Consider the following 24,130-nt stretch of genomic DNA (forward strand, 5'->3'; position numbering starts at 1 on the left):
CCGCTCATTGCGGTCCCATCCCCCAGCCTTCCAGTTCCGACTGCCGCTTGACCGTAGGGACATCCAGATCTGTCATCCGGCCTTGGGTGCGGGTTAAGGTATCCTGTCGGCCGCTGGATGCGGCGCCGTATTTTTGCGGATTGAGTCGGCTACCCGTACCGGTGAGTTGATCGAGATTGAGCATGGATGCTGCATTGGCAGCGCTCGGCAAATGTCCAGTCTGTGCCAGAATCGCCAACCATTCGTCCAGATTAACCTGAGTCCAATCAACACGATCCAGGTCCGCGACTTTGATGCCAGTGCAACTGGGTCGTTCCGGTGTGCCGAAATCCATGCCCAGCTGCGGTTTGATTTGTTCGTTGAGGATGCGTGCTAACGGCGAGTTGTAGCAGCAGTAGCTTTCCTTGCGCACCCAACACACACCAGCCACCTTGCTCTCGCAATAGGTGCCAAGGTCCGTGCAGACCTTCAGTTGTTTCTTGGCGGCCAGTTCGTACTCCGGCTCCTCACAGGAATAGACGATCTGGATAATCATGATGATGATCATAACCACGGTATACGCCGTCATCAAGGTGCTGAGCAGTTGCCCTGCAACTGCCGCGCCGCCGCCTAATTGCACACCACCGGATTGCGCGGCGGGTGTGAGATTGCCCGCAGCATCAAAAGCTGCCTGACCACCGGCGCTGAACAAGGCATTACCGGCCGCTTCACCAAAGGTCTGACCAATCCATTCTGCCACCGACTTCATTAATTCGCCTTTCAACGAGTCGATCAAGCCTTGCGAGGCAATATCGCTGGTGCTCAGCATGTCTGTACCGACCAAGTTATTGACGCCCGAAGCAAAATCCGCTTGAAAACTGTTCCAGGCATCGCCGGCCAAGGTGAGCGGAGTACGCATGGTTTCCCAGGCGCCACGGAAGGTGGAGGTGCTGTCCATGGCCATGACGGCACCGTCCATCTGACTGGTGGCGATCAGCAAATCAATGTAACGTCCCAGCCCCATCGCCCCCGAGGGTGTTTCACAGCAATCGACCAGACTGAGCGCGCCGCCGACCATTTTGCAACTGGCCGGTTTGCCTTGGAATACCTGGCAGGTGGTCGGGTCCATTTGCTGCAGATCGGCGTTGGCATAGTCACACTGCAAATCCATCGCCATTTGCTGGGCGCTATTGAGTAAGGCGACCGCCTTGCTGAAATCCTGGCTCTGAGTCCGGTTCACCGTGATGCAATCCTCGCCCATGCAGCGTATTGGTCCGGCGCATTGTTGTTGAGTGTTGCTTTGAATAGCGGGAATACCTACCGTTTGCCCGCAGTCGTAAGTATCGACGCTATCCCAGCAGGTGCCGGAGGCTAACACACTGGTACATTGGCTTTTGATAAATGAACAGCCTTGGGTTTCCAACGACGCGCAGGTCTTGTTGGGTATTCCGTTCGCCGGCGGTTCTAAACAGTGGGTGCCAGCTGTGTCGGTCCAGCATTGGCCGTACTGATTCAGATCGCAGTTCCCGGCGGCTTGGATACTCATACAGGTATTACGGATCCCCGTCGAACTGGCTACTGGTGCTTGCGCCAAATCCGAGCCGCAGACCATGACTTGCGAGGTGGGATCGACGTAACAACCAGAGGCATTGGCGGGATCGTTCGTGCAACTCAATTGGCTGCCAGCCTGACATATGCCATCGGTAATCGCATTGGCCAAGTTTTGGCAATTCGGTCCGCTCCAGCTCCATTCGTCCTGGGTGATCAGTTTCGACAGGTCATAGCGCAGCCGAATTCTTGAATAGCCTTCGCCCCGTCCGGATACACGGGTTTCTTCTTTGAACACCTTGATGCCGCTGCTATTAAAGGCATACAGCACATTAGTGTTGGGATATTCGTTCCAACTGGTGTAAAGCTCGCAATCCCCGTACCATCCGCTGGCCCCGGTATAGATTAACTGGTTGTCGTAATACACCCGAGTATGGTCATCGTATTTGACGTATTCCAGCGTGGCACTGGTGATGGCTTCCGGGTGCAATACCTCGTATTTGACTTGCCAGGTAAACAAGCCGCAATCTGATTCCCAATAATCATCACCGACTCGGCCGACATACAAATCCATACAGCCCGGCCCACAACTGGAAAATCCGCCATCCCCACTGACAAAACGGATCAAGGGCTGTACATTGACTTGGTGGTTAGCGGTGCAACTTTGCGGTACCGTCGGTTGCCGCAGACAGAGCTGATAATCCGGCACGCGCACCGACTGCTGGGTTTCGGTTTGGGTCGTGATGGTTGTGCAGTCGGAAAAGGACTGTGCCCACGGTGTGAAGTCGCTGAACACCTGGTCGCCGTTTTGCCAGATTGGATCGGATTGTAAGTCCGGGTGCGACTGGTGAGCGTTGTCGATCAAAGTGCGATAGGCTTCGCCGGTAAAGCTGGTTTCGCCGTTCAGGGCGGTCTGTGCATCCAAACCCGCCGCTATCGTGCCGGGGTTGTTGCCATAAAGATTGGCAAAATCGCTAGTCGTGGTTGATGTGCTATTGGTATCCGGAAACAGCGTACCGATTGAAATGGCGCTTTCTTGAGCCGTTCCCGGATTCAAGGTCAGCGTACCGTTGCCGGTATCGAGCGGAAACGAAAAGCCGCCGAGGACTTGCTGTCCCAATTGTTGGCCATCGCGCCCAGCTTCCTGAATCGCATCCGCCCAAGAAATACCAAACGGTGTCCAGGCTAGGGTTACGCACAAAATTGCAGATAGCGTCTGCACAAACCCAATTTGCGGATCGAATATCTCCCTGAAGCCCATCACAGTCCCACACAGCAGTCCTGCCAACGCCACAGCAGGTAGAGATGATCTTCACCCGGCCCCGGATAGGTGCGACCCGCACCCCATTTGAAAGTAGTCTCACCAATGGCGTGATTGGACTCGGTTTCGGCGACCGGATAGAACATCGACAACCGGTATTGCGATTTGGGGATGAAGGGATAGATGTAACCACCGCATAAGGCATCGTTACCCGAGGTTTTCCAGGCCAGCCCGCGTCGATGCAAGGAGGCCGTTGCCCGCGTGGCTAATAAACTCGTAATTCTGGGATCGGTCCCGTAACTGGTTGGCGAAATGCCGGATAAAGGATACATATGCCCCCAGGCGCCGGCACACCAGAACAAGGCATCCGAAGGATTGCCGGTGGCCGCCGCCGCGGCATCGGCGACACATGCGGAAATGGCGACCGGATTGGCAAACAACGCCGTCTCCGGACTGGTAAAAAACGCCAACAAATCGTTATTCCAGGTCGGATCGAGTTCCGAGACATACAGCAAATCAAAATCCCGATAGCCATCACTGTTGCAACGGCCATCCCAGAACAGGTCCATAAGGATGGTTAGCGGAAAGGCGAAATAGTGGTAATTGAAAAAAGACATCTCGCTGGCGTCGAAGTCGGCCTTGCCGGTGGTGGCAATCAGACGCACATTTGAAGCACTGAACTTATGCCCACCCAGCGCCGGCGAGCACCAAGGATTTCGGACGATCTCGATCAGCCGAGCAGGATTCCATAAGCCCATGGTCATGCCGAGTTCCGGAATGTTCATGCTGTCGGTACAAAAGCAAAACTTCTCATCGGTGGCGATACTGGGCACATTGCCGCCACCCAGCGATGCTCCGGCCGCTCGAATCGGAAACAAGCAGCTCCAACAAATATCGGTAATCAGCTTGCCGGACCACAGTTCGGCGTCTGAGCACAAGGGGTCGACGCTATTGGTGGTGGTTTCGGCATAGAGCGGGGTTGCCAGCGTTATCAAAATGCCCAAGACCCAAAGTAAAACGCATTGTTTCATGACCGTTCTCCTGTTGAGGCAGGCAGTTTTCGTTCATGAACCAGCAGACGCTTACCGGATTGTTCGACAACAGACGGCACATGCTGTAATTGAAAACGACTGCGCACATCCGGCGTCAGTAAATACACCGGTGCCTGTAGCGCGGTTTCCAAATGCTTTAAGCTGTCCCACCCGTCTTGACGCGGCAATTGCGTTGACAGATGCATCACGCGGGCCTGTTTGTCTTGGCAGGACTGATGTCGAATCAGTTCGACTTGAGCCGGCACCGTGGCATCGAACACCTTCAGGCATAAGCCAAACGGCATCTTGTCCAACGGATTGACGGTTTGTCCGGCTCGGATGATCAATTGACCGTTGGGCGCTGCCAAATCGCGCGGAGCGGTGATGGTCAGATCCACGGTCCGATCGTGATCCTCCTGAGCAGTAGGTAAGTCTTCAAATTTCTGCTGTGCCCAAAACCGAGCAATGGCCTGTTGCTGCTTTTGTTTCCAGTCGATGGCCGCCATCCGGCGTTTGAGGTCGTCCAGCAAGTCGATTTCGGCAATCTCGGCGACATCGCCCATAGTTCCCAAATCACCCTGTTTGCCGGCTTTGAGTTGCTCGTCCAGCCAGGACAGACTAGTGACACCTCGAACGTGTAGCCGAGATTTGCCTTCTTGTTCTACGACGATGTCCGGTACTGATAACACTGACCAGCGCTGAAAACGGGTGGGATCGATGACAATGTTCGGCAGCGGCTCGATGCCTTTCAGCAAGCGTTTGAGGTCGGCCATCAACGCCGGTAGCTTTTGTCTAGGCTTCGGGCCGCGAAATACCAGTACCACATTGTCTCGGCCTGAGGCTTCTTCAAAGATGCCTTTCAGTGCGGACTCACCCAGCGAGAAAGACACAAACAACAGCGTGAGTGGTTTGTTCGAAGGGGTTGTCAATAAGCCTCTTGCCAATGTTGTCGACCCAGTTGATAGCGCCCCTGTTTGGATCGCCTGTGAGGCTTCTAACACTTGTTGCACTTGGCGTCTCACGTCTAACTGTTCAGCTTGGCCATTCAACCAGTCGGGTCTAGCCTGACCTTCCAATGCCTGCAAAATGGCTTGAGAACGTTGCAGCCAGGCTTCCTCTGCCTGAACCGCTTGCACACTGACCCAACAGAACAAACAGACCACCGATTGACGCCAAGGACCTTGAGACCGATCAAAACAACGCATACGCCCGTCCAATCACTTGATGGTCGTAAACATAGCCCCAGTATCTTGAATCGAAGCTTTTGTCGGTTTGCCCCGTGACCCAATAGGCAGCCGGTGGAATGGTTTCATGGCGTTTGAACTGGGCAGCCGGCTTCTTGAGTTTCTCCGTCAAAGGCAGCCCGTCGATAACTGGTTCACCGTTTATAGTGGTGTGCTGCGGATCGACGTGAATGGTGTCGCCCGTAACACCAGCGGCGATTTTGACGATGATCTGCCCATTTTTGAAAAAGGGCTCCATGCGCTCGGCGCGAAAGGCAATCAAATCGCCGCGCCAGATGTCTTTGTTGTGGGTATCGATCAGATACACCCATTTATCCGGCAGACAACGATCGACCTGGTCGTCGCCACCGATCAGAAAACGTTGGCCGATATAGCGTTCAGCGGCCAACACCAGCAACAAAATCGGTATTGCCTTGAGCAGAAACTGGCCTAAACGCGGTCGCGAATGGCCCCGTGGTTTGTTCATACGTTTAGCGTCCGGCCTGTCTAACATAGACATCCTCCGGCGCGGCCACCACCGCGGTCGAATCGATGACCAGATAGCCCGCATCACTGAGCTTTTTGGCCTGAGCCTGCCAGTCATCGACGATCTTGGCCATGTGTTCCTGGCTCGCATTGGGTGGAATGCTTTGAATCAGCTTGACGCGATCAAGCACGAACACAGGTGTGACCAGATTAAGGCGCGCCAAGGGTTGTTGTAATTGCTGTTGCGTAGCCAGCCAACCGCCGATGCCGCCCAGACAGGCTGAAATTAAAACGGTGCTGAGCCATTGCGATTTAGGATCCATAACGATTTTCCCTGGGTTTGCTGCTGCGGTTGTCGATGAGTTGTTGAATGGCATCACCCAAACTCAAGCCTTGCCGGCGCAACTGCTTCAAGGCGTTGACGTCTTCGGGTTTGGTGGAAAACAGAATGCGTTTGAACGGGTCGACGATCAGCCTACCTATACCGGATCCCATCTCGGTGATGAAGAAGATTTCCGAATACGCGCCAGGCAAGGTATGCACGGTTTTTAGTAACTCGTAGCCGCCATCGGAGAGTGGCAAGCGACGATCCTGCTTCATGCCTTCAATGACTTCGGCTTTCTGGCCGAGCAAATACATATTGGCCGAGTTCTCGACAATCGCTCGCCCAGCGGCATTGCGGTATAAGTCGTTCACCGACTGGGTGATGGTTACCGCCGCGCCGCCGTATTTGCGAAACCGCCGATAGCCGTGCTCCATAAACTTGGCCACATCGCCTTCGGTGAGCAAATCCCAAGCTTCGTCGATGATGACGATCTTCGGTCGATTACGTTCGCCCAGATACATTTCCTGCTGGATTTGGTAGATCAGTTGCAGCAACACCACCTGCTGTAGATGCTTGCGTCCCTTGAGTTCTTCCAGTTCCAGCACGGTAAAGTCGCTGGTGAACTTGGCGTTATTCTTACCGTTGAAGTAACGGCCGTATTCGCCTTGGGTGGTAAAGGGAAACAATTGCTCGCCGACATCTTTTAGTCGCTGATCGGTTTCGGCGCAGAGCTGCTTGGCAATGTCATCGACCGACATCGATTGAGCTTTTTCAGTCCACAGTTGCTTCAATATCCGCTTGAGACCGGCGGTTTGGAAATCGGTCAGTTTCTCGGTCGGCGCTGCCATTTGGCTGACCAATCCGGCTAACATGTCGGCTTCTTCCTCGAAGTTCTGCACGATCTCGAATGGGTTCATGCAGATGTTCGAGCCGTGGGTGAATTTGACGAAATCGCCTTCCAGCACCTCGCAGAGGTTTTCATAGGAGCGACCGACATCAATGGCCCAGATTTGCGCGCCTTCGGTCAGGTAGCTGACGATAATCTCGTTGGTCAGGAAGGATTTGCCTTTACCCGATTCGGCGGCGATACAGAGGTTATAGTTACCGGTGGTATCAAACAACGATACGGCCATGTGTTCGCCATTACGCGAGACGAAATTCAAGGTCGGCGTACCTGTGCCTGCCCAATCGCCAAACAGCGGCAATAACGGAATGGCATGCCGCGTGGCCAGGGTGCGATAACGTTTCAGGTCGGCAATCGCCGAACGCTCGGGACCAAAGGGCAAACAGTTCAGGAAAAACGGCAGGCAGAAATACTTGTCTTCCAACAGCTGAAAACCCAGCTCTCGGAAATACACTCTGGCATTGGATACCGCTGCGGCTTCTTCGGCTTCGTCGCAAAACAGCAGCACCCCGAAATATGCCCGAATCGGCCGGTCGCCGTCACGGTAGGCATCGAACAACACGTCGAAATGGTGCTTGCGTTGTACCAGCACCGGCAAAAACCGGGCAATGGGGGTGTTGACCTGGTTGGTGATGAATTGCCGTACCCCTTCTTGTTTTGATCGGGTCGATTCGGCATCCGGGTAATGCAGGGTCAGACTGAGCAAAGCATTCTGCCGAATCCCGCGAGTACCGGACAGAATGTCGCCCAGATAACTTTTGGCGCTGCCAAAGTAAAAATGATCGGGTGTGCGTTTTGCGGACAGCGTCTTGACGCGTTTTGAGCCAAGCCAAATCCCTTTTTCGTCGGTCTGTAAGGCGTTGTCGTAATCCAGCAATTGGTCGCGGATCAGTTGGGTCGGATCGCACTCGGGTACCACCCGGTCTTTCCAGCTCGGCATCGGGCTGCCAGTTGAGAATCGTGTTCAGAATACGTACATACTGATCAGCGCCTAATAGTTCCGGATACAAGCCGATGGTCGACAATGATTGCTGCGTAGCCATTTGCAACTCGCTGGCACGACGGATGTCTTGTTCACTGGGCCTGGGATACGCCATAGGCAGTTTGACCGTAACCAGAATATGGCTGCGCCGCAGGCGTGCTCCCGAAATCGCTTCAGGCGGTTTGGTCGTACCTCGCCGTAGGAATTCCACGCTGGCCTGGGTCATGGTTTTATAAGTTGGTTTTTGCTGCTTCAAACGTCGGGTCTGCATGATCGCCAGCGATTCCTCAATGTCCGGTGATGTCCACAGTGATACTTGTAATAGCGTGTCGGGCGGCCAGTCCTGATTCAACAACACATTCACCCGAGCGGAAACGCTGGCATCCGCGCCGGTCATCGGTCGGCACAAAAAGCCAAAGCCAAGGCTGTTATCGGCCATCAAAAACAGATGATGGTCGTACTCATAAGCCAGTACCGTGAATAACTGATCGGCACGAGGGCGTTGTGCGGTGGTCATAACTTGAAATCCTCTTCGGAAAACAGCAGCAGCACTTCGACCGGACATTCCGGATCGAGACGAATCGTAAAAGGATGCCGGCACACCAGCGATACGCGGTGGTTGCGTTTCAACTGCCGGGCTCTGGCCGGATGGCAAGGGTTGATTGGCTGGCCGTTGACGTCTTGGACCCTGACGGTCCGCTTATCGTGTGCCAATGAAGCAAGGCGGCGGTTGCCCGCCGCAGTCTCGGTATCAATAATTGAACCGGTCATCGTGGTAAGGCCTAAATTGTGGCAGTCACGATGTTGGTGATAATGGTCGGTGCCGCAAACAGGCCGACACCACTGGCAATCCCCAGCACAAAGCCCATGATGCTGCCGCGCACGACACCGGCGACCAGACCGACGATGACGAACACGATAGCGATAATGCGGCCGAGCAAGCCTTCCACCCAGCCAGTGAGCAAGGTCCAGACGGTGTTGAACTCGGTACCGCCGGTACCGGCCATGGCGTCATTGGCCATCAGCATAAAAAATAACGATGCCAGGGCCATCAAGACCCCGCTTCGATACGAAGTTTTCATCAAAAATATCCTCATTCAGGTTAAAAGACGGTTGCCCGTCGAATCTCGGAGGGTTAGTCCGGCAGGTTTGAAGCGGTTGCCCGCTCAGTCTCGCAGGGGGTGTGGGACCTGCGGTTAAATGGGGTGTGACCCATCAAGGCAATGGCTTGCCGATTCGATTCACTGGACTCTCGTCTTCCGCCGTATCGATGCTGGAGCGTTTCTCCGGTGGACGTTGCTCGACTTGCAAGGGAATCAACGACGCACTGGCGGTGGGTGCCGCCTTGCCGATCATCCAACGCCGGGGTTCCAGTTCGGTGTAGACATAGTTGGACACCATCAAATCGCCGTCTGCATCTTCCCAAGGCGCGATCCAAATGCGCATGACCTGCGATGGGGTACGAATCGGCGTGGGATCTTCGATCTTGGGTACGGGTTGCTGTAACGGCGGTACGAGTGCCGTTGATGAGGTTGTCTCCGAATTGGGGTTATTTTCCGGAGGTGCTTCCGTTATCGCCGTATTAGTGACTTGGTAAGCCTGTGTCGTCGAAAGACAGCTGGGTTCGTCCGGCATGCCTTTGCAGCCGTATTCGGTGGTGGCACAACCGGTGGTTAACACCATCAGCAACAGACTGATGAAAATCATGGAATTTGGGTGCATGGGTTTCAAGGCTGTTTCTCCGGTGCGTTGGCGTTTTGGGCTTTTTTAGCGGGTGTCGTTGCCAGACTAGGCGATGGTTTCGGTTTGTCGGCCAACCAATCGGCTAACACCTCGGGTGCCCCACTGTGGGTGCGGCCGTCCGGAGCGATCAGAAACGGCACGCCCTTTAAATCGAACAACTTGGCGGTGACCACGGCTTTTTGCAGCGGCTCTTTGTTGCATTGAGTGGGCGGTTCGGTTGGCAAACCGGCGTAATCCTGTTTCAACAAGCGGTCGCGAACGCCGTCTTTGGCTTTGGTATCGCTGGATTCCAACTGACACGCCAGTTGCACGACGATGTTTTGCGATTCGGGGCCGAGGATGGGCACCATCACCAGTTTGAAGGTGTATTGGTCTTGCAAGGCTTGCAGGTCTTTCATGACCTTGCCGCAATATGGGCAACGCGGATCGATGAATACCAGCACCTGGCCTTTTCCGTGGCCGACAGTCACCGCACCCAGATCGTCAGCCCTGAGTTTCATCCGCGACAGATCGATGCGGTTGGCGATTTTGTCGATGTCCGTCAGTTCCTTGATCTCCTGCTGAGTCCAGATGTCCATCAATTTGCCGCCGTAAAAGGCAAAGCGACCGTTACTGGACATAAACACCGTCTGCTCGCCGGACTTAACCATCTTCAGGCCTGAGATCGGTAAGTCCTGCATGCCGTCGATTTTGATCGAGAGCAAACCGGCGGCAATATCCGAGACCGCAGGCTTTTGCGGATTGGCGGCCATGGCAATCGATGTACCGAATAGTGAGACTAGAAATAAAAAAATGTGGCGTAGCGTCATAACGACCTTTGGGTTTTAGTTAATGAATCAGCTCGGTGACTTCAGCTTTAATGCCGTGCCTTTTTGCACGATGAAGTTGACCTGGCGGGTGGCATCGACTTCGATGACCGGGTAAATCTCTTCGGCCATGTCCATGTAAAAATGCGACAGCCGTTCCATGGCAAAACCTGCGCCTCGCAAAGCACCGCCTTCCATCGACTGAGAGGAAAAGGCGCTTTGAAACGGTGTGGTACCGGATAGTGCACCGATGCCGCCGGTCATCAGCACCGGAATCTGGTTACGACCGAAGGCATCGGAAAAGCCGCGCAGGAAACCTGCCATCATGGATTGGGCGAGTAACGCACCTTGTTTGGAGACCACGCGACCACGCACCCCGTTTTTGCCGTCTTCGCCGGTGGCGTAGGCATTCATCGGCACTTCGATCACGCCACCGTCCTGGCGCACGCAGGAAAAGGTCTCGCCGCGAAAATAGGCGCGCTCAGCGCTCAAATCGCCAAAGCCGGCTGCCAACAAAAAGCACTCGCGGACATCGGCGTGGAAACGGTTGGGCAAAATGGCTTCCTTCTTGATGCGAAACAGCACCGGCATGGGTTCTTTCTTGGCTTTGCGGCCAGTCGGGGCATCGAGACCATTCAGCAATACGCCGGTTAAAATGCTGCCGGCCGGGATGAAGACATCACTGTTGGCGTGGCCAGGCTGAGAATGGCCGTGATCATTGTTCGACGCTGCGTCTTTGTCTTTACCATTGGCTTGGTCAGCGCCTTCCTGGATGACGCGAATCTGCATTGCCGCCGGCGCTTGGCTATTGGCTCGTCCTCCCGAGACGCCGGTATTGCCGGGTGTTGGTCCGGGAACGGCGGCTTGCTCGAAGACGCGGTTGAGATCGTCTTGGCTGTTATCGAACGGCGCGTTGCTCAGGCGACGGTTTAATGGTCTTCCGGTTGCCGGCTGATCCAATGGTGGTTGGTTGATGTCGCCTGGGGTGCCGGTCGTTGACGGTGTGGACGCTTTGTTCTTCAGAGACTCGACTTCACCGGTGACGGCTTGAAGTTTGGCTTCATAGGCTTCGCGCTCCGCGGTAGTCCATTGTTTGAAACGGATTTCGTCGGATAGCTGTTCTCGCTTTTGTTGTTCTTCGATCGCTGCCAGCCGGCGGGCTTGCTCGTCATTTTTCTGCAGCAGATCGCGTAATTGCGCGGAAATGCCGTCGATGCCCAGTGAACGTGGATCGCTATCGGTCAGGATGTGTTGGATGGTCGCCTGTTTACTCAACGGTTTACTGACGTCCGGGGTGACAGTGGCTAGCGCGATGATGACGGCCAATGCCACGGTACCGATGCTGCCGACAGCTAAATTACGTTTGGCAGCCGGACTCAAGCGTGTCCACCAGGACTCGACGCTGGCCATTACCGTTGCCCTCCGTTCAATAATGAGGGACGCAAACTGACCGACGCCTCAGGCGCTTGTCGTACCACGACATACAGCTCGGTGGCTTCCTGCGGCTTCAACACCACGTTGGGCCAAACTGAAATGGCCAGCACGTCCTGTTGGGTGGTAGCGCAACTGCGTTCGTCGAACTCGAGCATGTCGCTGCCGGTATTTTTGGCAAGCCCCACCAGAATCAGTCGATCCTGGCCTTCCAGAACTTGGCCGGTTTTAATCTGCACGCGCTCTTGCAGGCAGCGAATCTGTTCCTGCGGCTTCGGTTCGCGGAGTGAATAACCGGCTGGGGTCTTTTGCAAACCCAAATCCCGGAACAAGGTTTTTAGCTGGTTGATGTAGGCTTGTTCCTGTTGACCAGAATTTCGATTACCGGCATCCGAGCGTTGCCATTGGTTCAGTAACTGGTAACTGTCCTTATCTAAATCGAGATGGATTTCCCTCGCCGGAATCCGTTTGGGGATCAATGTGAGCGACAAGGCAATGTCTTGATTGTCACCAGGCGTGATGTATAAGGTGACCGGCGTTTCGTCAGCGGTGGCGACATAAACGATTTTGCCTTTGGTACTGGTAGTCGCCTGGCTGGTGGTCGTGACCACCGGATGTTCGAATGGCGTGACCAGACGATTCAAATGGCCGACGGCAATCGGCATCAGTTCGTTGATGCCGGGTTTAACCGCAATGTGCTGAGGGCCGATTGAAGTGGCTGATGCTGCGTTTGACGCCACCGCTTGTTGTTTGGCGGCTTTCAATATGCTGGCATCGACCGGTGGTAACTCGATGCCTAAGTCTGGCTGCGACGAGGCAACCGGCTGTGATGGCGATGAGGATGACTCTTCAGCCACGGTGGTGACCGGCGGTAATATGGTCACCGGTAACTCATCGTTGGCCAATGCGCCATTGGCGAAGCAAAGAAATAACCAGGGGTGCAACAATCGTTTCATGGTTGAGCCTCATGCGGTTGGCCTTGAGTAGCCTTCAAACGGGCCAGTGTTCTGGGGGAATCCGGATACACGTCGATATATTCCAGCCGGGGCCGATAGTTTTTAACGGCGATGATGAATTCGTAGGTACGGAGCTTAACGTCCGGTTTGGAACTGGGGCCCTGGCTTTTCAGTTCGCCGCTGACAAAAACCTTGTTAGTCTCTGCTTCGTAATCGACATGACGCGGGGTGAAACTGATCGCGACCCGATCCATTTTGATAGCCTTGATTTGATCGCTCATGGCATCCAGGACACTGCGGTAAATATCCGGCGCCAATAATGGCTCGACGGCGGTTTTCAGAAAGTCGGCATTGGCTGGAGTGGTGTTGCCAAGCAATTCAGCCAGGAACAAGCCCCAGGACTCTTTGAACTCGCTGGACGCTTGGCTGCGGGTGACTTCGACCTCCTGCGTCAAGCTCGGCGGTACCAGGATGATGCTGCGTTCGGTGCGCCAAGCGGCCAGCGAAGTGATCACGCAAATCACCAGCAAGCCAATGATGATGACGCGGCTAAATCGATTCTCGGTCTCGTGCCCGTCCCAGGTTTGCAGAAACTCCGACCATCTCATGGCAGGAACCGGCGGATGTAGGGATTGGGGATGGTCTGCGCACGACTGGGCAACAAACCCAGCCAATACAACGCATGCAAGGTATAGCCGTCAGGCCGGTTGTCGCGGAAACGCCGGTAAAACTTGACCGCGATGAAGCCCAGCGCCAAGCCGGGGATGAACTGATCAATCAACATGCCAGTGAGCATGCTGACCATGAAGGGCACGATCTCGTCCGCACTCCACAATAAAATGTGGATCGGATCGTCTATCGATTGGGGAATGGCAACGGGTTCCATAATGACCTCCGGTTAGGATGGTCATTATTTTGCTGATGATTTTTAGCGATCAGCTTGCAATAAATTGCGATTTCGCAATTTATTGCAAGGTTAATTAATTTTTTTCCGAAAACGCACTTTTAGGAAATCAATTCGCTTTGCATTTTTGGTTTTAAAAGCAACTCACAATGATCGCGCACTGGTGTTGCTGAAGATATATTGTCTAATCATCCGTGATGGGAAACACGGTTCTTGACAGTTCGACGCGTTCACGTAAATCCAAGCCGGGTTTGAAATGCGTCGCGTATCGAATGGGCAGACTCACTTGTTCGCCTGTCCTGGGGTTACGCCCCATTCGGGCAGCTCGCTGATTGACTGAAAATCCGCCAAATCCCCGAATTTCAATACGTTCGCCTTGTGCCAGATGATGGGTCATCGCATCAATTGTGATATTGATGGCCATTTCGACATCGCGTTGCAACAAGTGTGGCAATTTAAGGCTGATGCGTTCGATGAGCTGGGATTTAGTCATTATCAGAGGATCGTTAATTGAATCAATTGGGCAGCGGGTGCCGATGGGCGTAAGTCATTACAGCGTCGGTAGAGTCTTGCCACCCTGTTCGACGATAACGGCCTGCTTAAGCAAATCACTTGCAGCAGGAAATTGATCGTACAGGTTGCCAATGGCTTGATAATAGGCCATCGTATCGAATGGCTCTGAAGCTTGTTTTCGGATCAACTCAGCCAGTCTTGACCTGAAATCCGGTGAAACGGTCACCATGCGTAGGCCTTTAACAATTTTGGTTTCTGAATCCACCAAGACCAAGTTAAAGGGCAAATAAGCATCACCCTCTTCAATCGTCTCATCACCCGCTAGATGAATAGTAAACGCCAAATCCGACCAATCCAGAAAACCGTCGATTTTGAATAAAAACAAAATGAGCCCGGCTTTTTCAAATAACGCAAACGATGTATTGCCATTCAGAAAGGCCTGGATTTCTCGAGGAGATGCTGAAAAATTAAACGTCAGCAACGGCGTGCCATTGGCCAGGACGATACTCATACCTTCCGCAGGGATGTCATGATCAAAGCGTTCACCCACGCATAGTTTTAGATACTCCATAAAGCCTGCTTCTTTAATCGCCATTTCAGGTGCTGTCAGTCAATTTAGTATAACGCAGCATGCAACGTGCTGCGCTCTGTGCGCCTTCTGCGACAATATGACTGCATTAACGATACAAGGTTATTGGTGCCGATTATCGCTATATAACCCGTTTAAATCATGATAAAAATGCCTAACGGGAGGACGTCGGCCATGGACTACACTGCAATACTTGAAGCGCTCAATAAAGCATCACTCTTTGATTTACATCGATTACAGTCCGCCATTTATCAGGAACTCATCAATCCGGTTCGGGTAGAGCAGATAAAAGACCACTTGAAAGTCGGCCAATCGATTAGTTATTTCGACCCACAAGCCAACGGCTTGATCGATGCCGTGATCTTGAAGATTCAAAAGACGCGTTGCTTGGTGAGAAACGTCAAAGACCAGAAAAACTGGAACATCCCTTTTTATTACATCAATCTGGATGATGATGTTGATACAGCGATTCAACCCAAACCGCATACGACCGGGATTCCCAAAAGTGCATTGCAAGTCGGTACACGCGTAGGATTCAGGGGCCGGGACAACCACGAACTGTTCGGCGAAGTCATCCGGCTGAACCCCAAAACGGCCACTGTCAAGATCAGTGAACAGCATACTTGGCTAGTGCCTTATCAGCGTTTGTTTCCAGTCATCGATGGCACGACCTATGACGCGAAACCCACGCAAGCGTCGCTGTTTATCGAACATGACGAGGGTTAGCAACCAATGATTTCACAGGCTGCGCCGGCACATGCGGACAATCCCGTCGAAAAACTGCATGGTTCCATCGAGCGCGTGACGTTCCATAGCGAGGCCTCGGGATTTTGCGTGTTACGGGTCAAGGTCAAAGGTTATCGGGAACTGATTACCGTGATCGGTTCGGCCGCTAGTGTCACAGCGGGTGAATACATCGAATGCCTGGGTTGCTGGGTCAATGATCGCCAACACGGCCAGCAATTCAAAACCATCTCGTTAAAAATCGTGCCGCCGACCACGTTGGACGGCATCGAAAAATACCTCGGCTCCGGGATGGTCAAAGGTATCGGTCCCCATTTTGCCAAAAAGCTGGTCAAGACCTTCGGTGAGCAGGTATTCGATGTTATTGAGCAAGCACCCGAGCGTCTGTTGGAATTACCGGGCATTGGTAAGAAACGCCAGGAGCGTGTGACCAGTGCTTGGGCTGAACAGAAAGTGATTAGGGAGATCATGGTCTTTCTGCAATCGCATGGTGTCGGCACCTCGCGTTCGGTGCGCATTTACAAAACCTACGGCGAGCAGGCCATCGAGAAAGTGCGCGAAAATCCTTATCGCCTGGCACTGGATATTCACGGCATCGGCTTTAAAACGGCTGACACGCTGGCTCAGAAGTTGGGCATCGGCCCGCAATCGCTGCTACGCGCCCAAGCAGGAGTAAGGCATGTCTTGCAGGAATGGTCCGGCGAAGGCCATTGCGCCGCGATTCGCAGCAACCTTTGCGAAATGGCGGCGAAATTACTGGAAATTCCATTACTGATTATCGACCAGGCTATCGCGGCGGAATTAACCGAAGGCAATTTGATCGCCGAAATCGACGGCAGCGACGAGTTCATTTTTCTGACGCCTTTGCACCGCGCTGAAATCGGTTGTGCCGCCAACCTGAACCGATTGAATCAAGGCGATGCGCCATGGGGTGTGATTGACGCGGAAAAAGCTATACCCTGGGTAGAAGAGCAAACCGGCATGACCTTGTCGCAGTCGCAAGCGGAGGCCATACGATTGGTACTCCAACATAAAGTCTCGGTGATCACCGGCGGCCCCGGTGTCGGTAAAACCACCCTGGTCAACAGCCTGCTCAAGATTCTCAAAGCGAAACGCGTTAGGATTGGTTTGTGTGCGCCGACGGGACGAGCGGCAAAACGCTTAGCGGAATCGACTGGCATGGAAGCAAAAACGGTGCATCGTCTACTGGAGTTTGATCCGACGCAGTTCGCGTTCAAGCATAATGACGAAAACCCGTTGGATCTCTGTTGCTTAGTGATCGATGAGTCGTCGATGATGGACGTGGTGCTGATGAATGAGCTGTTAAAGGCCATACCGACGGAGGCTGCGGTTTTAATTGTCGGTGATGTTGATCAATTACCGTCGGTCGGCCCAGGATCCGTGCTGGCAGATATCATAGATTCCGGGCAAATTGCCACCGTACGTCTGACCGAGATTTTCCGCCAGGCCAGTACCTCCAAAATCATTACTAATGCTCACCGGATTAACCACGGGCAAATGCCGGTAGTGGATAAGACTGAAGCTCTTAGCGATTTTTATTGCCTATACGCTGAAACACCCGAGGAAATTTTCGCTAAATTGATGCAAGTCGTTCTTGAACGGATTCCGCAGCGCTTCCACTTTCATCCGGTTAACGACGTGCAAATCCTGACACCCATGAATCGTGGAGGTCTGGGAGCTCGATCGTTGAATGTCGAATTGCAAGCACGCTTAAACGGACACAGCGAACCGAAGATTACCCGTTTCGGCAATACTTATGCGCCGGGTGATAAGGTGATTCAGCGGATCAACAACTACGACAAGGACGTGTTCAACGGCGACATTGGCGTGATCAAATCCATTGATCTTGAGGACAGCCAAGTCAAGATCCTATTCGATGATCGGGAGGTCGACTACGAATTCAGCGATTTGGACGAAATTTCGCTGGCTTATGCCACCAGTGTGCACAAATCGCAAGGCTCCGAATATCCCGTGGTGGTCATTCCGATGGCCATGCAGCACTTTATGCTGCTGGAACGCAATCTGCTGTATACCGGCGTCACGCGCGGCAAACAACTGGTCGTCGTGATTGCCCAACCCAAAGCGCTGGCGATGGCTGTCAAGAATCAGCAATCACAGCGCAGGATCACTCATTTGGCGGCCAGGCTAAACAATGTTGCGTGACTATTGTTAAGGTTGAATTTGTCGAGAACGGCCAATTGCCGCCGGTTGAAACAAAATGCCAATGACAAATTTAGAGCCAAAAGCAGGCGTAGGGTGTTGAGTTTACGAACCGCACCAATCGCGATCAATGCGGTGCACGCTGTTTGCCGCATCCTACCGGGCTAATATCTGATAGATTTTCTCTGATAAGTCTTTATCTATAAAATTCTTTGTAATAAATATACCTACCGTAGTATCAGGATTTTTTGAGCTCTTAATGGTAGCCGCAATCTCCTCAAGTTGCGTTGCGGTAACTAATATTAATGAGTCATCCAAATAACCTTTGTCTTTAACTAAAAGTTGCTCTGAATTTGCTTCTGAAAAGTCCCCTCCCCCTAAAAGCGGAATAAGATTTGGCTCGCCACTATCTGAACGTCGGCCAATTGGGCGCACCCCTTCTCGTTCCAACATATGACGTATATCGTCTGATTGGTTTTCATATCGGATATAGAAAAGTGGTCGAGCACTCCAAGAACGGATTGAGTTATTCTTCAAAGACTCTGGGCTTGGATCAGAAAACAGTGCGCAGAATGCTCCAGACAGCAACATTTTCATGGACTGAGCAAAAATGGTTCTCCCCCACGCTTGGTTTGGAGATGCCACAGAAATTATTGAGAAAGGTATATTTCTCTGGTCGAATAAGGTGTACCCAATAGATTTACGGGTCAGAGGGCAAAATGGCAAAATTAAGACAACGGAAATGCCGCGCTTCAAAAAAATATCGGCAATATTTTCTGTAGTGCGATTAGCATATACTAGTGCAACCACTATCTGTTTTGATGCTAGGGCTATTTGGCATGCAATTGCATTCAATGCCTTTAATTCACGTTCTGCTGGCGCTTTAGAAGGTAACAAAGCAACCCATTTTTGATTCAAAAGTGATTCATCCCCTTTAAGCCAAGATACTGTTGGCAATCCTTCATTTGTATATTGATGAGGGCGCTCGATAGATTTGAAGCCAAGTTCTTTAAGATTCTGAACTTGCTCATCCGATAATTCACTATTAACAATTCGCCCTGCGTTACGGGAGTCAGCAGGTTCGAATACAAAAATCTTGGTATCTAAATCGCCAAGCTTTTCCTTAATCATTGACGAGACCTTGTTCCAATCAAGCCCACCATGACCACAGCCCAATGCCGGAAGCGCTAAAGAAGCTGGTTTTTGTTCTTGCAGATAGCTCCGCAATGCTTCAAGTCCCGCTGAAACATCTTCGTAGCGTGATTTTTCTTTCCAATCTCGCTTAGTTGGAAAATTTATAACCCAATCCCCCATTAGGTTTTTCCAAACATGTAAAGCCCCTGGGCGAATAGTTCCGTCCTGACACTTTTGTTTATACTCTTTAAACATATCGGGATAGCGGTTTTTAAAAGCTAGAGCAACACCAGCCCCCATTACCCCTTTACAGTTAACAGTGTTGACGCGTGCATCAACCGGCATCGCGAACATATCACCTTTAGTAAACTCAATCATTGCTTCACCTTACTGCTGACCACTTTTTAGTTTAATCGCTTTCAGACAACGATCATAAAGTGACTCAGCCTGATCATCGTCCCACCATGTTTCACATAACGATGTCGCATCTGCTTTGCCAAGAGCAAACAACATATCCAATTCAAGTTCATTATCCGCTACATCGACAATTTGCTGCTCATCTCGATCTTTACCTAAAACCTCGCCAACCAAATCGTGATAACAGACCAGTTTCAGTATCAAGTTGGCATTCTCCTTTTTAACTTTTCCTATGTATTGAGTCAGAATCTCAACCATCATAGGCATGGCGGCTATTGGATGATTAGGATCAACTTTTTGTACTCCATTATTTGTAGCCCAACGAGACTTAGGGCCCTTACCAATATCGTGAAGATAAGCGGCCAATTCAACTCTGTTTTGAAACTCAATTGGCAGATGTGTAAACTCTGGCAACGCTTTAAGCTTATTGACAACTTCAACGGTGTGCATATCGACTGTTTGTTTATGAACCCCATTTTCTGATCTGAGCCCTACCAGTTCCGCAGTTTGAGGAATGCAACCGAAGTTTTCACGCAAAGATTCAAGTAGCTGCTTTGGTTTTTCATAGGGTGTATTTTCGACTTTCCCCTTATTTTCGTTAGTTTGCTCGCAAGCCTGTTGATAATTAAGAAATATTTCACGCGGCCCCATCACAACGCTGTTTCTTCCATCCCCTATAGCAAAGTCTTTAAACCAGTGATAACGATCTCTCGACTCGAATTCTATTGATGGAAACGTGACATTAGCCTTTTGCACAAGTTGTGACACTTGTTTTTTAATGTGTTCATTCCAGACTACGACCCTTGTGGCATCTTGAAGAGGCAGGTTTGAATGGACAAGAACCTCGGCCATACGTTGATGTCGCAATGTATCATTTGCCGAACTCCATTTTTTCGAGTTAATTTCGTCCCAGTTCAGCCTGTCTAAATCGGCAGGATCGGAGTAGAAATTTGGTGGTTGATCTGTATTAGCCGATGCGTCTGTAAATACTATATCTTCGCGACAAATTAGCGATATGGGGAACTCGAAGTAGAGCATTTCAAATTGATCGATATTCTTTTTGTTTATTACCCCTAGAAGCATTGGACTTATCGAGCCGAAGTACAAAGGAACATAATCATGAACTACCCCGCCAGGGCCGCAAGGAACCTCCATTTTGGCACGTCTGTATTGAATACCTTGCGCGGCTACTGATAGATGGTTTTCTTTTGGGAACTTAGGGTGATTATTCGCGAGAAAACCTGTCTCCAAGAGACTAGGCAAATTTTCTATATGCGTAAAATGATAAATGAATCGGTACTGATGGGAAGAAGGGATAGGCATAGAACTCCTTTGCATTTAGCCAAATATTTACATCGAAATGTGCGATTACGTAAGCTAATCGGACAATTGAATGGCAGCTTATCTGACTTTTTTTGCCTGTTCAAATTCACCGTCATTGGCTGCTTAGGGTCGATAGCGTCGATTCTGATCATTCAAAGTAATATCAACAAACCCGTTTCAATTTTTTACTGCTCGCCGTTCTTGAAGTAATTTATCACGCTGTTCTGACCAAAAAATGCTGGCGTCATGCTCTGATAAGTTTCCATCGGCCGCCAATTGGCAAAGCCCAATGAAATAGGCATTGAGTTTGATGATTTCTTCGTCTTTGGGGTATTGACTCAAAAGGTTCTTATGTTTTTGTCGAGCATCGTCATTGCAAAACTCATTGGGGAGTGGTGCGAAATCGATATTGTCACCGCCTCCAATCGCTGCTGTGGCGGATTCGGCCAGGATTATTAGCAAACAGAAAATTACCCTTTTCGTCACGGACTGCTCCTCGGATCAAATTGTCATTTCATTCTGAATTGAAGTGATAGAAGCATAGTCTCTGTTAGAGCAAAATCTGTCATAACTCAAAAAGCGGCTCATGATTTTCTACTTCACTGTTGGCTCTATACATCGAATATCGTCGTGTCTAGGATTATTCACCCAATCGCCGACCGGCGTTGTAACCATATTGGCGTAAGCTGAGTTTTCAAGTAAGTCATAGGCGTCATCTGTATTGGAGGTTATGTTGAGCCAGTCGTGATAACACCCTTCCGGCATGATCACTGGCATGCGCTCATGAATGGGTTGCATTAGCTCATTGGCTGCCGTGGTAATGATCGTGCAGGAATACAGCGTTTCGACTTCGTGTTGCCACTGTTCCCACACCCCGGCAAAGGCAAATAACTGATGGTCCTGACGATGAATACGGAAAGCCTGTTTGCCCGAATCCAATTTCTGCCATTCATAAAAACTTTGTGCGACGATCAGGCAGCGGCGTTTTTGAAATGCCGCTCGAAACGATGGTTTTTCTCGAATCGTTTCGGCACGCGCATTGATCAGGTGATGGCTGTTTTTGGTGTCTTTGGACCAGGACGGCACTAATCCCCAGAACAGATTGACCGCTTTCAGCGATTTGTCCTCCAACTCGACAACACAGAGGATTTTCCGCGCAGGGGTAATATTGTAGCTGGGCTGGTATTTTGGCAGGCGTGAGAGTTGGAAATGCTCGGCAATTTCTTCAGGTGACACAGTTAGCTGAAATCGTCCGCACATGATTTTGTAATCCGATCTGGTTTACTGCCAACCTTGTAACCATTGCCCGGTATCGGTCAGCTCACGCCATGGCAGTATAAAGCTGCGGCGCGAATGCACTGCTTCCAGCTCGATGTGTTCGATAGGTGCATCCGGCAATTCGGGCTTGATCAGTTGGGTGACCAGAAAATGCTTTTCCTTGTTTTTGGGCAGTGCGGCAGTCCATTTACTCAACAGCAATTTTTTAGGGTTCAATCGACGTGCAGTTGATTCAGGCATCGGAATGTCTCCTGCGAATAGATTCATGGGTTGGACTCGAGCGTAAATGCACGACCTGCGTTTTCTTTAACGCCTTGACCAAAGTCATATAAGTATCCCGGTCAAACGCTGGTCTGCCTTGCCCCAACAATACGTGGACCTCCTCATCACTATGCGCCGTGCCGAGATAACACCAATGATCGATGATGTGCAAATCCTCTGCCTCGCGAATACCAATGCTACCGGGATAAGGCCAACTGTTCAGTTTCAGTTTGCTCATGGCGGTCAATAATCGCGTGGCATGTTCCAATCCGGATTCCTTGCCGACGCAGGCACCTTTGCAGCGTTTCAGTTGGTGTGCAAAGCACGGTTTGCCGCTGCCAATCTTTTCAAGACCGAGCACACCCAGGCATAGCTGATGTTGTTCGGCCAAACTGCGCAGCGCCTTTTCGGCATCCCGTTTATTGCTGTACAAGCCGTAGAGGTTGTCCTGTACGCCAAAATCTAGCTCATTGGCCCAAGTCAGACGCGGCAACAGTTGCTCCTGCTTTTGCGCCAATTGCCAAGCACACAGCGCATTTTTACGCCGTAGTCGTTGGTTATGCACCGGCGTCATTTGTTTGATCAGCTTGGCTTCGGTCAGTAACGCACCCAGTTCACCGCCGGTTTCAATCCAGTCGATACGTTTGGTTTGCTGCGACAAGCTCATTTCCTTGGCGTGGCGATGGTCTGCGGCAAAGTGCGAAAGTACCCGCTGGCGGATATTGACGCTTTTGCCAATGTACAGCGGTAAGTCGTTTTCACCATAGAACAGATAGACGCCGGGACCTTCCGGCAATTCATGGACCAAATTCGGATCCAGTTGCGATGGCAGACTGGAACGCTGCACCAGACTCTTAACCGTGGCTTCGATGGCGTCGACGGAAAATTGCTGATGGGCATGTTGCCAGAACTGATGAATCAGTTGGGCATCTGCTAGAGCGCGGTGACGTTCCTTGGCGGTGAGTTGATGGCGTTCGATCAGGCTATCAAGATTGTGCCGGTGATACTGTGGATAAAGCGCCCGCGACAACTTCACGGTGCACAGTACTTGCGGTTTAAATAGCATACCGACCCGCTTGAATTCATTTTTCAGAAACCCGTAATCAAAGCGGGCGTTATGGGCGATGAACAACCGGCCTTGCAATAAGGCATCGACTTCCGTGGCCACCTGTTCAAAGGTGGGTGCGTTTTCGACCATGGTGTTGCTGATGCCGGTCATCTGTTCGATGAACAACGGAATGCGCATTTGCGGATGCACCAGTTGGCTCCATTCCCGCACGCCATCGTCATCTACCAGGACAATGCCGATCTCGGTAATACGGTCTTTCGTGGCAGAACCGCCGGTGGTTTCCAGGTCGACAAAGGCTAAGGGTTGCATGGTCCAGTCCTAACGGTAACTGCGCATCTGGCCGACCAGTACGCCTTGAATACTGACTTGCGATGGATTGAAACGCATGGCTTCCATACTGGAATTGGCGGGAATCAATAACACCTCATCCGCTGTTTGCTCAATGACTTTCAAGGTGGCCTCCTGATTGTCGATCAGCGCGACGACAATGTCACCGTTGTCGGCGTGACTGCGATGTTCAATGATCACCCAATCGCCATCGAGTATGCCGGCTTCGATCATGGAATCCCCCTTAACTTTGAGCACATAACAGGACTGTTCGGTACGAATTTGATCGGGGACATTAATCCATTCGGTATGCTCAATCGCCTCGATCGGTTTACCGGCGGCAATGCTGCCTACTAAAGGCAAAGCCTGGGGCCTATGTTGGCCAGATTCACGCAATGCGAAGGCCTTTTCCGTCAACCGAACCCCTCGATGTTTGAGCCCCATGGCTTCGACAAAACCGGCGTTGATCAAGCCGCTCAACGTCAAATGTAACGAGCCCCGTGATTTCAAGCCGAGTGCCTGACACAGTTCATTCAACGACGGTGGCCGTGGAAACTGTGCCTGGTTATCGAGCAAGAAATCTAAAATGGCCTGTTGTTTTCGGGTTAAGGCGCTCATGCGACAAATAATTACGGCTCAACTAAATTGAGAACAATCATAGAACGTTTGTGTTTTCGATGGTAGTCTTATGTCGTTAAAATTTTTTTAGCTCACC

At 51.5% G+C, this 24,130-nt stretch carries 25 protein-coding genes and 1 pseudogene; 2 read left to right on the top strand and 24 right to left on the bottom strand.

The features are described 5' to 3' along the window. Positions 1 to 4 precede the first annotated feature (4 nt). The 17 genes and pseudogenes from traN to ACH5Y9_RS00930 form a co-directional block, all read right to left on the bottom strand. Entirely contained in the window at positions 5 to 2,749 is a 2,745-nt protein-coding gene (gene traN / locus ACH5Y9_RS00850; protein WP_445368145.1) for a conjugal transfer mating pair stabilization protein TraN, read from the bottom strand. Between the two features lie 38 nt (positions 2,750 to 2,787). Next, positions 2,788 to 3,819, bottom strand: coding sequence for a TraU family protein (locus ACH5Y9_RS00855; protein WP_445368146.1), 1,032 nt, complete (start codon positions 3,817 to 3,819; stop codon positions 2,788 to 2,790). Continuing rightward, positions 3,816 to 5,024, bottom strand: a complete 1,209-nt coding sequence (locus ACH5Y9_RS00860; protein ID WP_445368147.1) for a TrbC family F-type conjugative pilus assembly protein — start codon at positions 5,022 to 5,024, stop codon at positions 3,816 to 3,818. The genes ACH5Y9_RS00855 and ACH5Y9_RS00860 overlap by 4 nt, the downstream gene beginning before the upstream one ends. Then, positions 5,011 to 5,529, bottom strand: coding sequence for a signal peptidase I (lepB, locus tag ACH5Y9_RS00865; protein WP_445368148.1), 519 nt, complete (start codon positions 5,527 to 5,529; stop codon positions 5,011 to 5,013). Before lepB ends, ACH5Y9_RS00860 begins: the two co-directional genes overlap by 14 nt. A 4-nt stretch (positions 5,530 to 5,533) precedes the next feature. Continuing rightward, the gene (locus ACH5Y9_RS00870; protein WP_445368149.1) at positions 5,534 to 5,851 is read right to left on the bottom strand and encodes a hypothetical protein; all 318 of its coding nucleotides are present in this window, start codon (positions 5,849 to 5,851) and stop codon (positions 5,534 to 5,536) included. Next, the gene (traC, locus tag ACH5Y9_RS00875; RefSeq protein WP_445368150.1) at positions 5,841 to 7,697 is read right to left on the bottom strand and encodes a type IV secretion system protein TraC; all 1,857 of its coding nucleotides are present in this window, start codon (positions 7,695 to 7,697) and stop codon (positions 5,841 to 5,843) included. The genes ACH5Y9_RS00870 and traC overlap by 11 nt, the downstream gene beginning before the upstream one ends. Before the next feature lie 37 nt (positions 7,698 to 7,734). Further along, positions 7,735 to 8,304 (bottom strand): annotated as a pseudogene (locus tag ACH5Y9_RS00880) (TraC family protein); the annotation flags it as partial. Beyond that, positions 8,253 to 8,510 (bottom strand): RRXRR domain-containing protein, encoded by a 258-nt coding sequence (locus ACH5Y9_RS00885; protein ID WP_445368151.1) that lies wholly within the window; start codon positions 8,508 to 8,510, stop codon positions 8,253 to 8,255. The pseudogene ACH5Y9_RS00880 and the gene ACH5Y9_RS00885, both read right to left, overlap by 52 nt. A gap of 11 nt (positions 8,511 to 8,521) precedes the next feature. Next, on the bottom strand, positions 8,522 to 8,821 hold the full coding sequence (gene traA / locus ACH5Y9_RS00890) for a TraA family conjugative transfer protein (RefSeq protein ID WP_064028658.1): 300 nt from the start codon (positions 8,819 to 8,821) through the stop codon (positions 8,522 to 8,524). A 133-nt stretch (positions 8,822 to 8,954) separates the two neighbouring features. Continuing rightward, positions 8,955 to 9,461 (bottom strand): TraV family lipoprotein, encoded by a 507-nt coding sequence (locus ACH5Y9_RS00895; RefSeq protein ID WP_445369863.1) that lies wholly within the window; start codon positions 9,459 to 9,461, stop codon positions 8,955 to 8,957. A 5-nt stretch (positions 9,462 to 9,466) separates the two neighbouring features. Further along, entirely contained in the window at positions 9,467 to 10,291 is an 825-nt protein-coding gene (locus ACH5Y9_RS00900) for a DsbC family protein (protein ID WP_445368152.1), read from the bottom strand. Positions 10,292 to 10,318: 27 nt separating this feature from the next. After that, positions 10,319 to 11,698 (bottom strand): TraB/VirB10 family protein, encoded by a 1,380-nt coding sequence (locus tag ACH5Y9_RS00905; protein WP_445368153.1) that lies wholly within the window; start codon positions 11,696 to 11,698, stop codon positions 10,319 to 10,321. Further along, positions 11,698 to 12,675 carry a TraK protein gene (locus ACH5Y9_RS00910; protein ID WP_445368154.1) on the bottom strand — a complete coding sequence of 326 codons (978 nt, stop codon included), beginning with the start codon at positions 12,673 to 12,675 and terminating at the stop codon, positions 11,698 to 11,700. The genes ACH5Y9_RS00905 and ACH5Y9_RS00910 overlap by 1 nt, the downstream gene beginning before the upstream one ends. Continuing rightward, the gene (locus ACH5Y9_RS00915) at positions 12,672 to 13,283 is read right to left on the bottom strand and encodes a TraE/TraK family type IV conjugative transfer system protein (protein WP_445368155.1); all 612 of its coding nucleotides are present in this window, start codon (positions 13,281 to 13,283) and stop codon (positions 12,672 to 12,674) included. The genes ACH5Y9_RS00910 and ACH5Y9_RS00915 overlap by 4 nt, the downstream gene beginning before the upstream one ends. Continuing rightward, positions 13,280 to 13,561: a type IV conjugative transfer system protein TraL gene (gene traL, locus ACH5Y9_RS00920; RefSeq protein ID WP_064028648.1), complete on the bottom strand. Its 282-nt coding sequence runs from the start codon at positions 13,559 to 13,561 to the stop codon at positions 13,280 to 13,282. Before traL ends, ACH5Y9_RS00915 begins: the two co-directional genes overlap by 4 nt. Before the next feature lie 202 nt (positions 13,562 to 13,763). Then, positions 13,764 to 14,072, bottom strand: a complete 309-nt coding sequence (locus ACH5Y9_RS00925) for an integration host factor subunit beta (RefSeq protein WP_445368156.1) — start codon at positions 14,070 to 14,072, stop codon at positions 13,764 to 13,766. Between the two features lie 57 nt (positions 14,073 to 14,129). Further along, the gene (locus ACH5Y9_RS00930) at positions 14,130 to 14,687 is read right to left on the bottom strand and encodes a hypothetical protein (protein WP_445368157.1); all 558 of its coding nucleotides are present in this window, start codon (positions 14,685 to 14,687) and stop codon (positions 14,130 to 14,132) included. Positions 14,688 to 14,855: 168 nt separating this feature from the next. Here ACH5Y9_RS00930 and ACH5Y9_RS00935 point away from each other — a divergent pair, with 168 nt between their 5' ends. Then, positions 14,856 to 15,407, top strand: coding sequence for a hypothetical protein (locus tag ACH5Y9_RS00935; RefSeq protein WP_445368158.1), 552 nt, complete (start codon positions 14,856 to 14,858; stop codon positions 15,405 to 15,407). Between the two features lie 6 nt (positions 15,408 to 15,413). Beyond that, positions 15,414 to 17,609, top strand: coding sequence for an SF1B family DNA helicase RecD2 (gene recD2, locus ACH5Y9_RS00940; protein ID WP_445368159.1), 2,196 nt, complete (start codon positions 15,414 to 15,416; stop codon positions 17,607 to 17,609). 153 nt (positions 17,610 to 17,762) lie between these two features. On the opposite strand, the gene ACH5Y9_RS00945 is transcribed toward recD2, so the two are convergent. The 7 genes from ACH5Y9_RS00945 to lexA all read right to left on the bottom strand — a co-directional run bounded on the left by ACH5Y9_RS00945 (position 17,763) and on the right by lexA (position 24,033). Continuing rightward, the gene (locus ACH5Y9_RS00945; protein ID WP_445368160.1) at positions 17,763 to 19,118 is read right to left on the bottom strand and encodes a macro domain-containing protein; all 1,356 of its coding nucleotides are present in this window, start codon (positions 19,116 to 19,118) and stop codon (positions 17,763 to 17,765) included. Between the two features lie 9 nt (positions 19,119 to 19,127). After that, positions 19,128 to 20,480, bottom strand: coding sequence for a DarT ssDNA thymidine ADP-ribosyltransferase family protein (locus ACH5Y9_RS00950; protein ID WP_445368161.1), 1,353 nt, complete (start codon positions 20,478 to 20,480; stop codon positions 19,128 to 19,130). Between the two features lie 177 nt (positions 20,481 to 20,657). Beyond that, positions 20,658 to 20,966, bottom strand: coding sequence for a hypothetical protein (locus tag ACH5Y9_RS00955; RefSeq protein ID WP_445368162.1), 309 nt, complete (start codon positions 20,964 to 20,966; stop codon positions 20,658 to 20,660). A gap of 108 nt (positions 20,967 to 21,074) precedes the next feature. Beyond that, positions 21,075 to 21,740: an SOS response-associated peptidase gene (locus ACH5Y9_RS00960; protein ID WP_445368163.1), complete on the bottom strand. Its 666-nt coding sequence runs from the start codon at positions 21,738 to 21,740 to the stop codon at positions 21,075 to 21,077. Positions 21,741 to 21,761: 21 nt separating this feature from the next. After that, positions 21,762 to 21,998, bottom strand: coding sequence for a TIGR02450 family Trp-rich protein (locus tag ACH5Y9_RS00965; RefSeq protein ID WP_445368164.1), 237 nt, complete (start codon positions 21,996 to 21,998; stop codon positions 21,762 to 21,764). Next, positions 21,991 to 23,397, bottom strand: a complete 1,407-nt coding sequence (locus ACH5Y9_RS00970; protein WP_445368165.1) for an exonuclease domain-containing protein — start codon at positions 23,395 to 23,397, stop codon at positions 21,991 to 21,993. Before ACH5Y9_RS00970 ends, ACH5Y9_RS00965 begins: the two co-directional genes overlap by 8 nt. A 9-nt stretch (positions 23,398 to 23,406) precedes the next feature. Beyond that, positions 23,407 to 24,033 (bottom strand): transcriptional repressor LexA, encoded by a 627-nt coding sequence (lexA, locus tag ACH5Y9_RS00975; RefSeq protein WP_445368166.1) that lies wholly within the window; start codon positions 24,031 to 24,033, stop codon positions 23,407 to 23,409. Between the last annotated feature and the right edge of the window lie 97 nt (positions 24,034 to 24,130).

Source organism: Methylomonas sp. BW4-1 (assembly GCF_052474385.1).

Bases quoted from the DNA above. Each gene is read 5' to 3' on its own strand.
- ACH5Y9_RS00855 (WP_445368146.1), bottom strand. From the start codon at position 3,819: ATGAAACAATGCGTTTTACTTTGGGTCTTGGGCATTTTGATAACGCTG.
- ACH5Y9_RS00860 (WP_445368147.1), bottom strand. From the start codon at position 5,024: ATGCGTTGTTTTGATCGGTCTCAAGGTCCTTGGCGTCAATCGGTGGTC.
- lepB (WP_445368148.1), bottom strand. From the start codon at position 5,529: ATGAACAAACCACGGGGCCATTCGCGACCGCGTTTAGGCCAGTTTCTG.
- ACH5Y9_RS00870 (WP_445368149.1), bottom strand. From the start codon at position 5,851: ATGGATCCTAAATCGCAATGGCTCAGCACCGTTTTAATTTCAGCCTGT.
- traC (WP_445368150.1), bottom strand. From the start codon at position 7,697: ATGCCGAGCTGGAAAGACCGGGTGGTACCCGAGTGCGATCCGACCCAA.
- ACH5Y9_RS00885 (WP_445368151.1), bottom strand. From the start codon at position 8,510: ATGACCGGTTCAATTATTGATACCGAGACTGCGGCGGGCAACCGCCGC.
- traA (WP_064028658.1), bottom strand. From the start codon at position 8,821: ATGAAAACTTCGTATCGAAGCGGGGTCTTGATGGCCCTGGCATCGTTA.
- ACH5Y9_RS00895 (WP_445369863.1), bottom strand. From the start codon at position 9,461: ATGCACCCAAATTCCATGATTTTCATCAGTCTGTTGCTGATGGTGTTA.
- ACH5Y9_RS00900 (WP_445368152.1), bottom strand. From the start codon at position 10,291: ATGACGCTACGCCACATTTTTTTATTTCTAGTCTCACTATTCGGTACA.
- ACH5Y9_RS00905 (WP_445368153.1), bottom strand. From the start codon at position 11,698: ATGGCCAGCGTCGAGTCCTGGTGGACACGCTTGAGTCCGGCTGCCAAA.
- ACH5Y9_RS00910 (WP_445368154.1), bottom strand. From the start codon at position 12,675: ATGAAACGATTGTTGCACCCCTGGTTATTTCTTTGCTTCGCCAATGGC.
- ACH5Y9_RS00915 (WP_445368155.1), bottom strand. From the start codon at position 13,283: ATGAGATGGTCGGAGTTTCTGCAAACCTGGGACGGGCACGAGACCGAG.
- traL (WP_064028648.1), bottom strand. From the start codon at position 13,561: ATGGAACCCGTTGCCATTCCCCAATCGATAGACGATCCGATCCACATT.
- ACH5Y9_RS00925 (WP_445368156.1), bottom strand. From the start codon at position 14,072: ATGACTAAATCCCAGCTCATCGAACGCATCAGCCTTAAATTGCCACAC.
- ACH5Y9_RS00930 (WP_445368157.1), bottom strand. From the start codon at position 14,687: ATGGCGATTAAAGAAGCAGGCTTTATGGAGTATCTAAAACTATGCGTG.
- ACH5Y9_RS00935 (WP_445368158.1), top strand. From the start codon at position 14,856: ATGGACTACACTGCAATACTTGAAGCGCTCAATAAAGCATCACTCTTT.
- recD2 (WP_445368159.1), top strand. From the start codon at position 15,414: ATGATTTCACAGGCTGCGCCGGCACATGCGGACAATCCCGTCGAAAAA.
- ACH5Y9_RS00945 (WP_445368160.1), bottom strand. From the start codon at position 19,118: ATGATTGAGTTTACTAAAGGTGATATGTTCGCGATGCCGGTTGATGCA.
- ACH5Y9_RS00950 (WP_445368161.1), bottom strand. From the start codon at position 20,480: ATGCCTATCCCTTCTTCCCATCAGTACCGATTCATTTATCATTTTACG.
- ACH5Y9_RS00960 (WP_445368163.1), bottom strand. From the start codon at position 21,740: ATGTGCGGACGATTTCAGCTAACTGTGTCACCTGAAGAAATTGCCGAG.
- ACH5Y9_RS00965 (WP_445368164.1), bottom strand. From the start codon at position 21,998: ATGCCTGAATCAACTGCACGTCGATTGAACCCTAAAAAATTGCTGTTG.
- ACH5Y9_RS00970 (WP_445368165.1), bottom strand. From the start codon at position 23,397: ATGCAACCCTTAGCCTTTGTCGACCTGGAAACCACCGGCGGTTCTGCC.
- lexA (WP_445368166.1), bottom strand. From the start codon at position 24,033: ATGAGCGCCTTAACCCGAAAACAACAGGCCATTTTAGATTTCTTGCTC.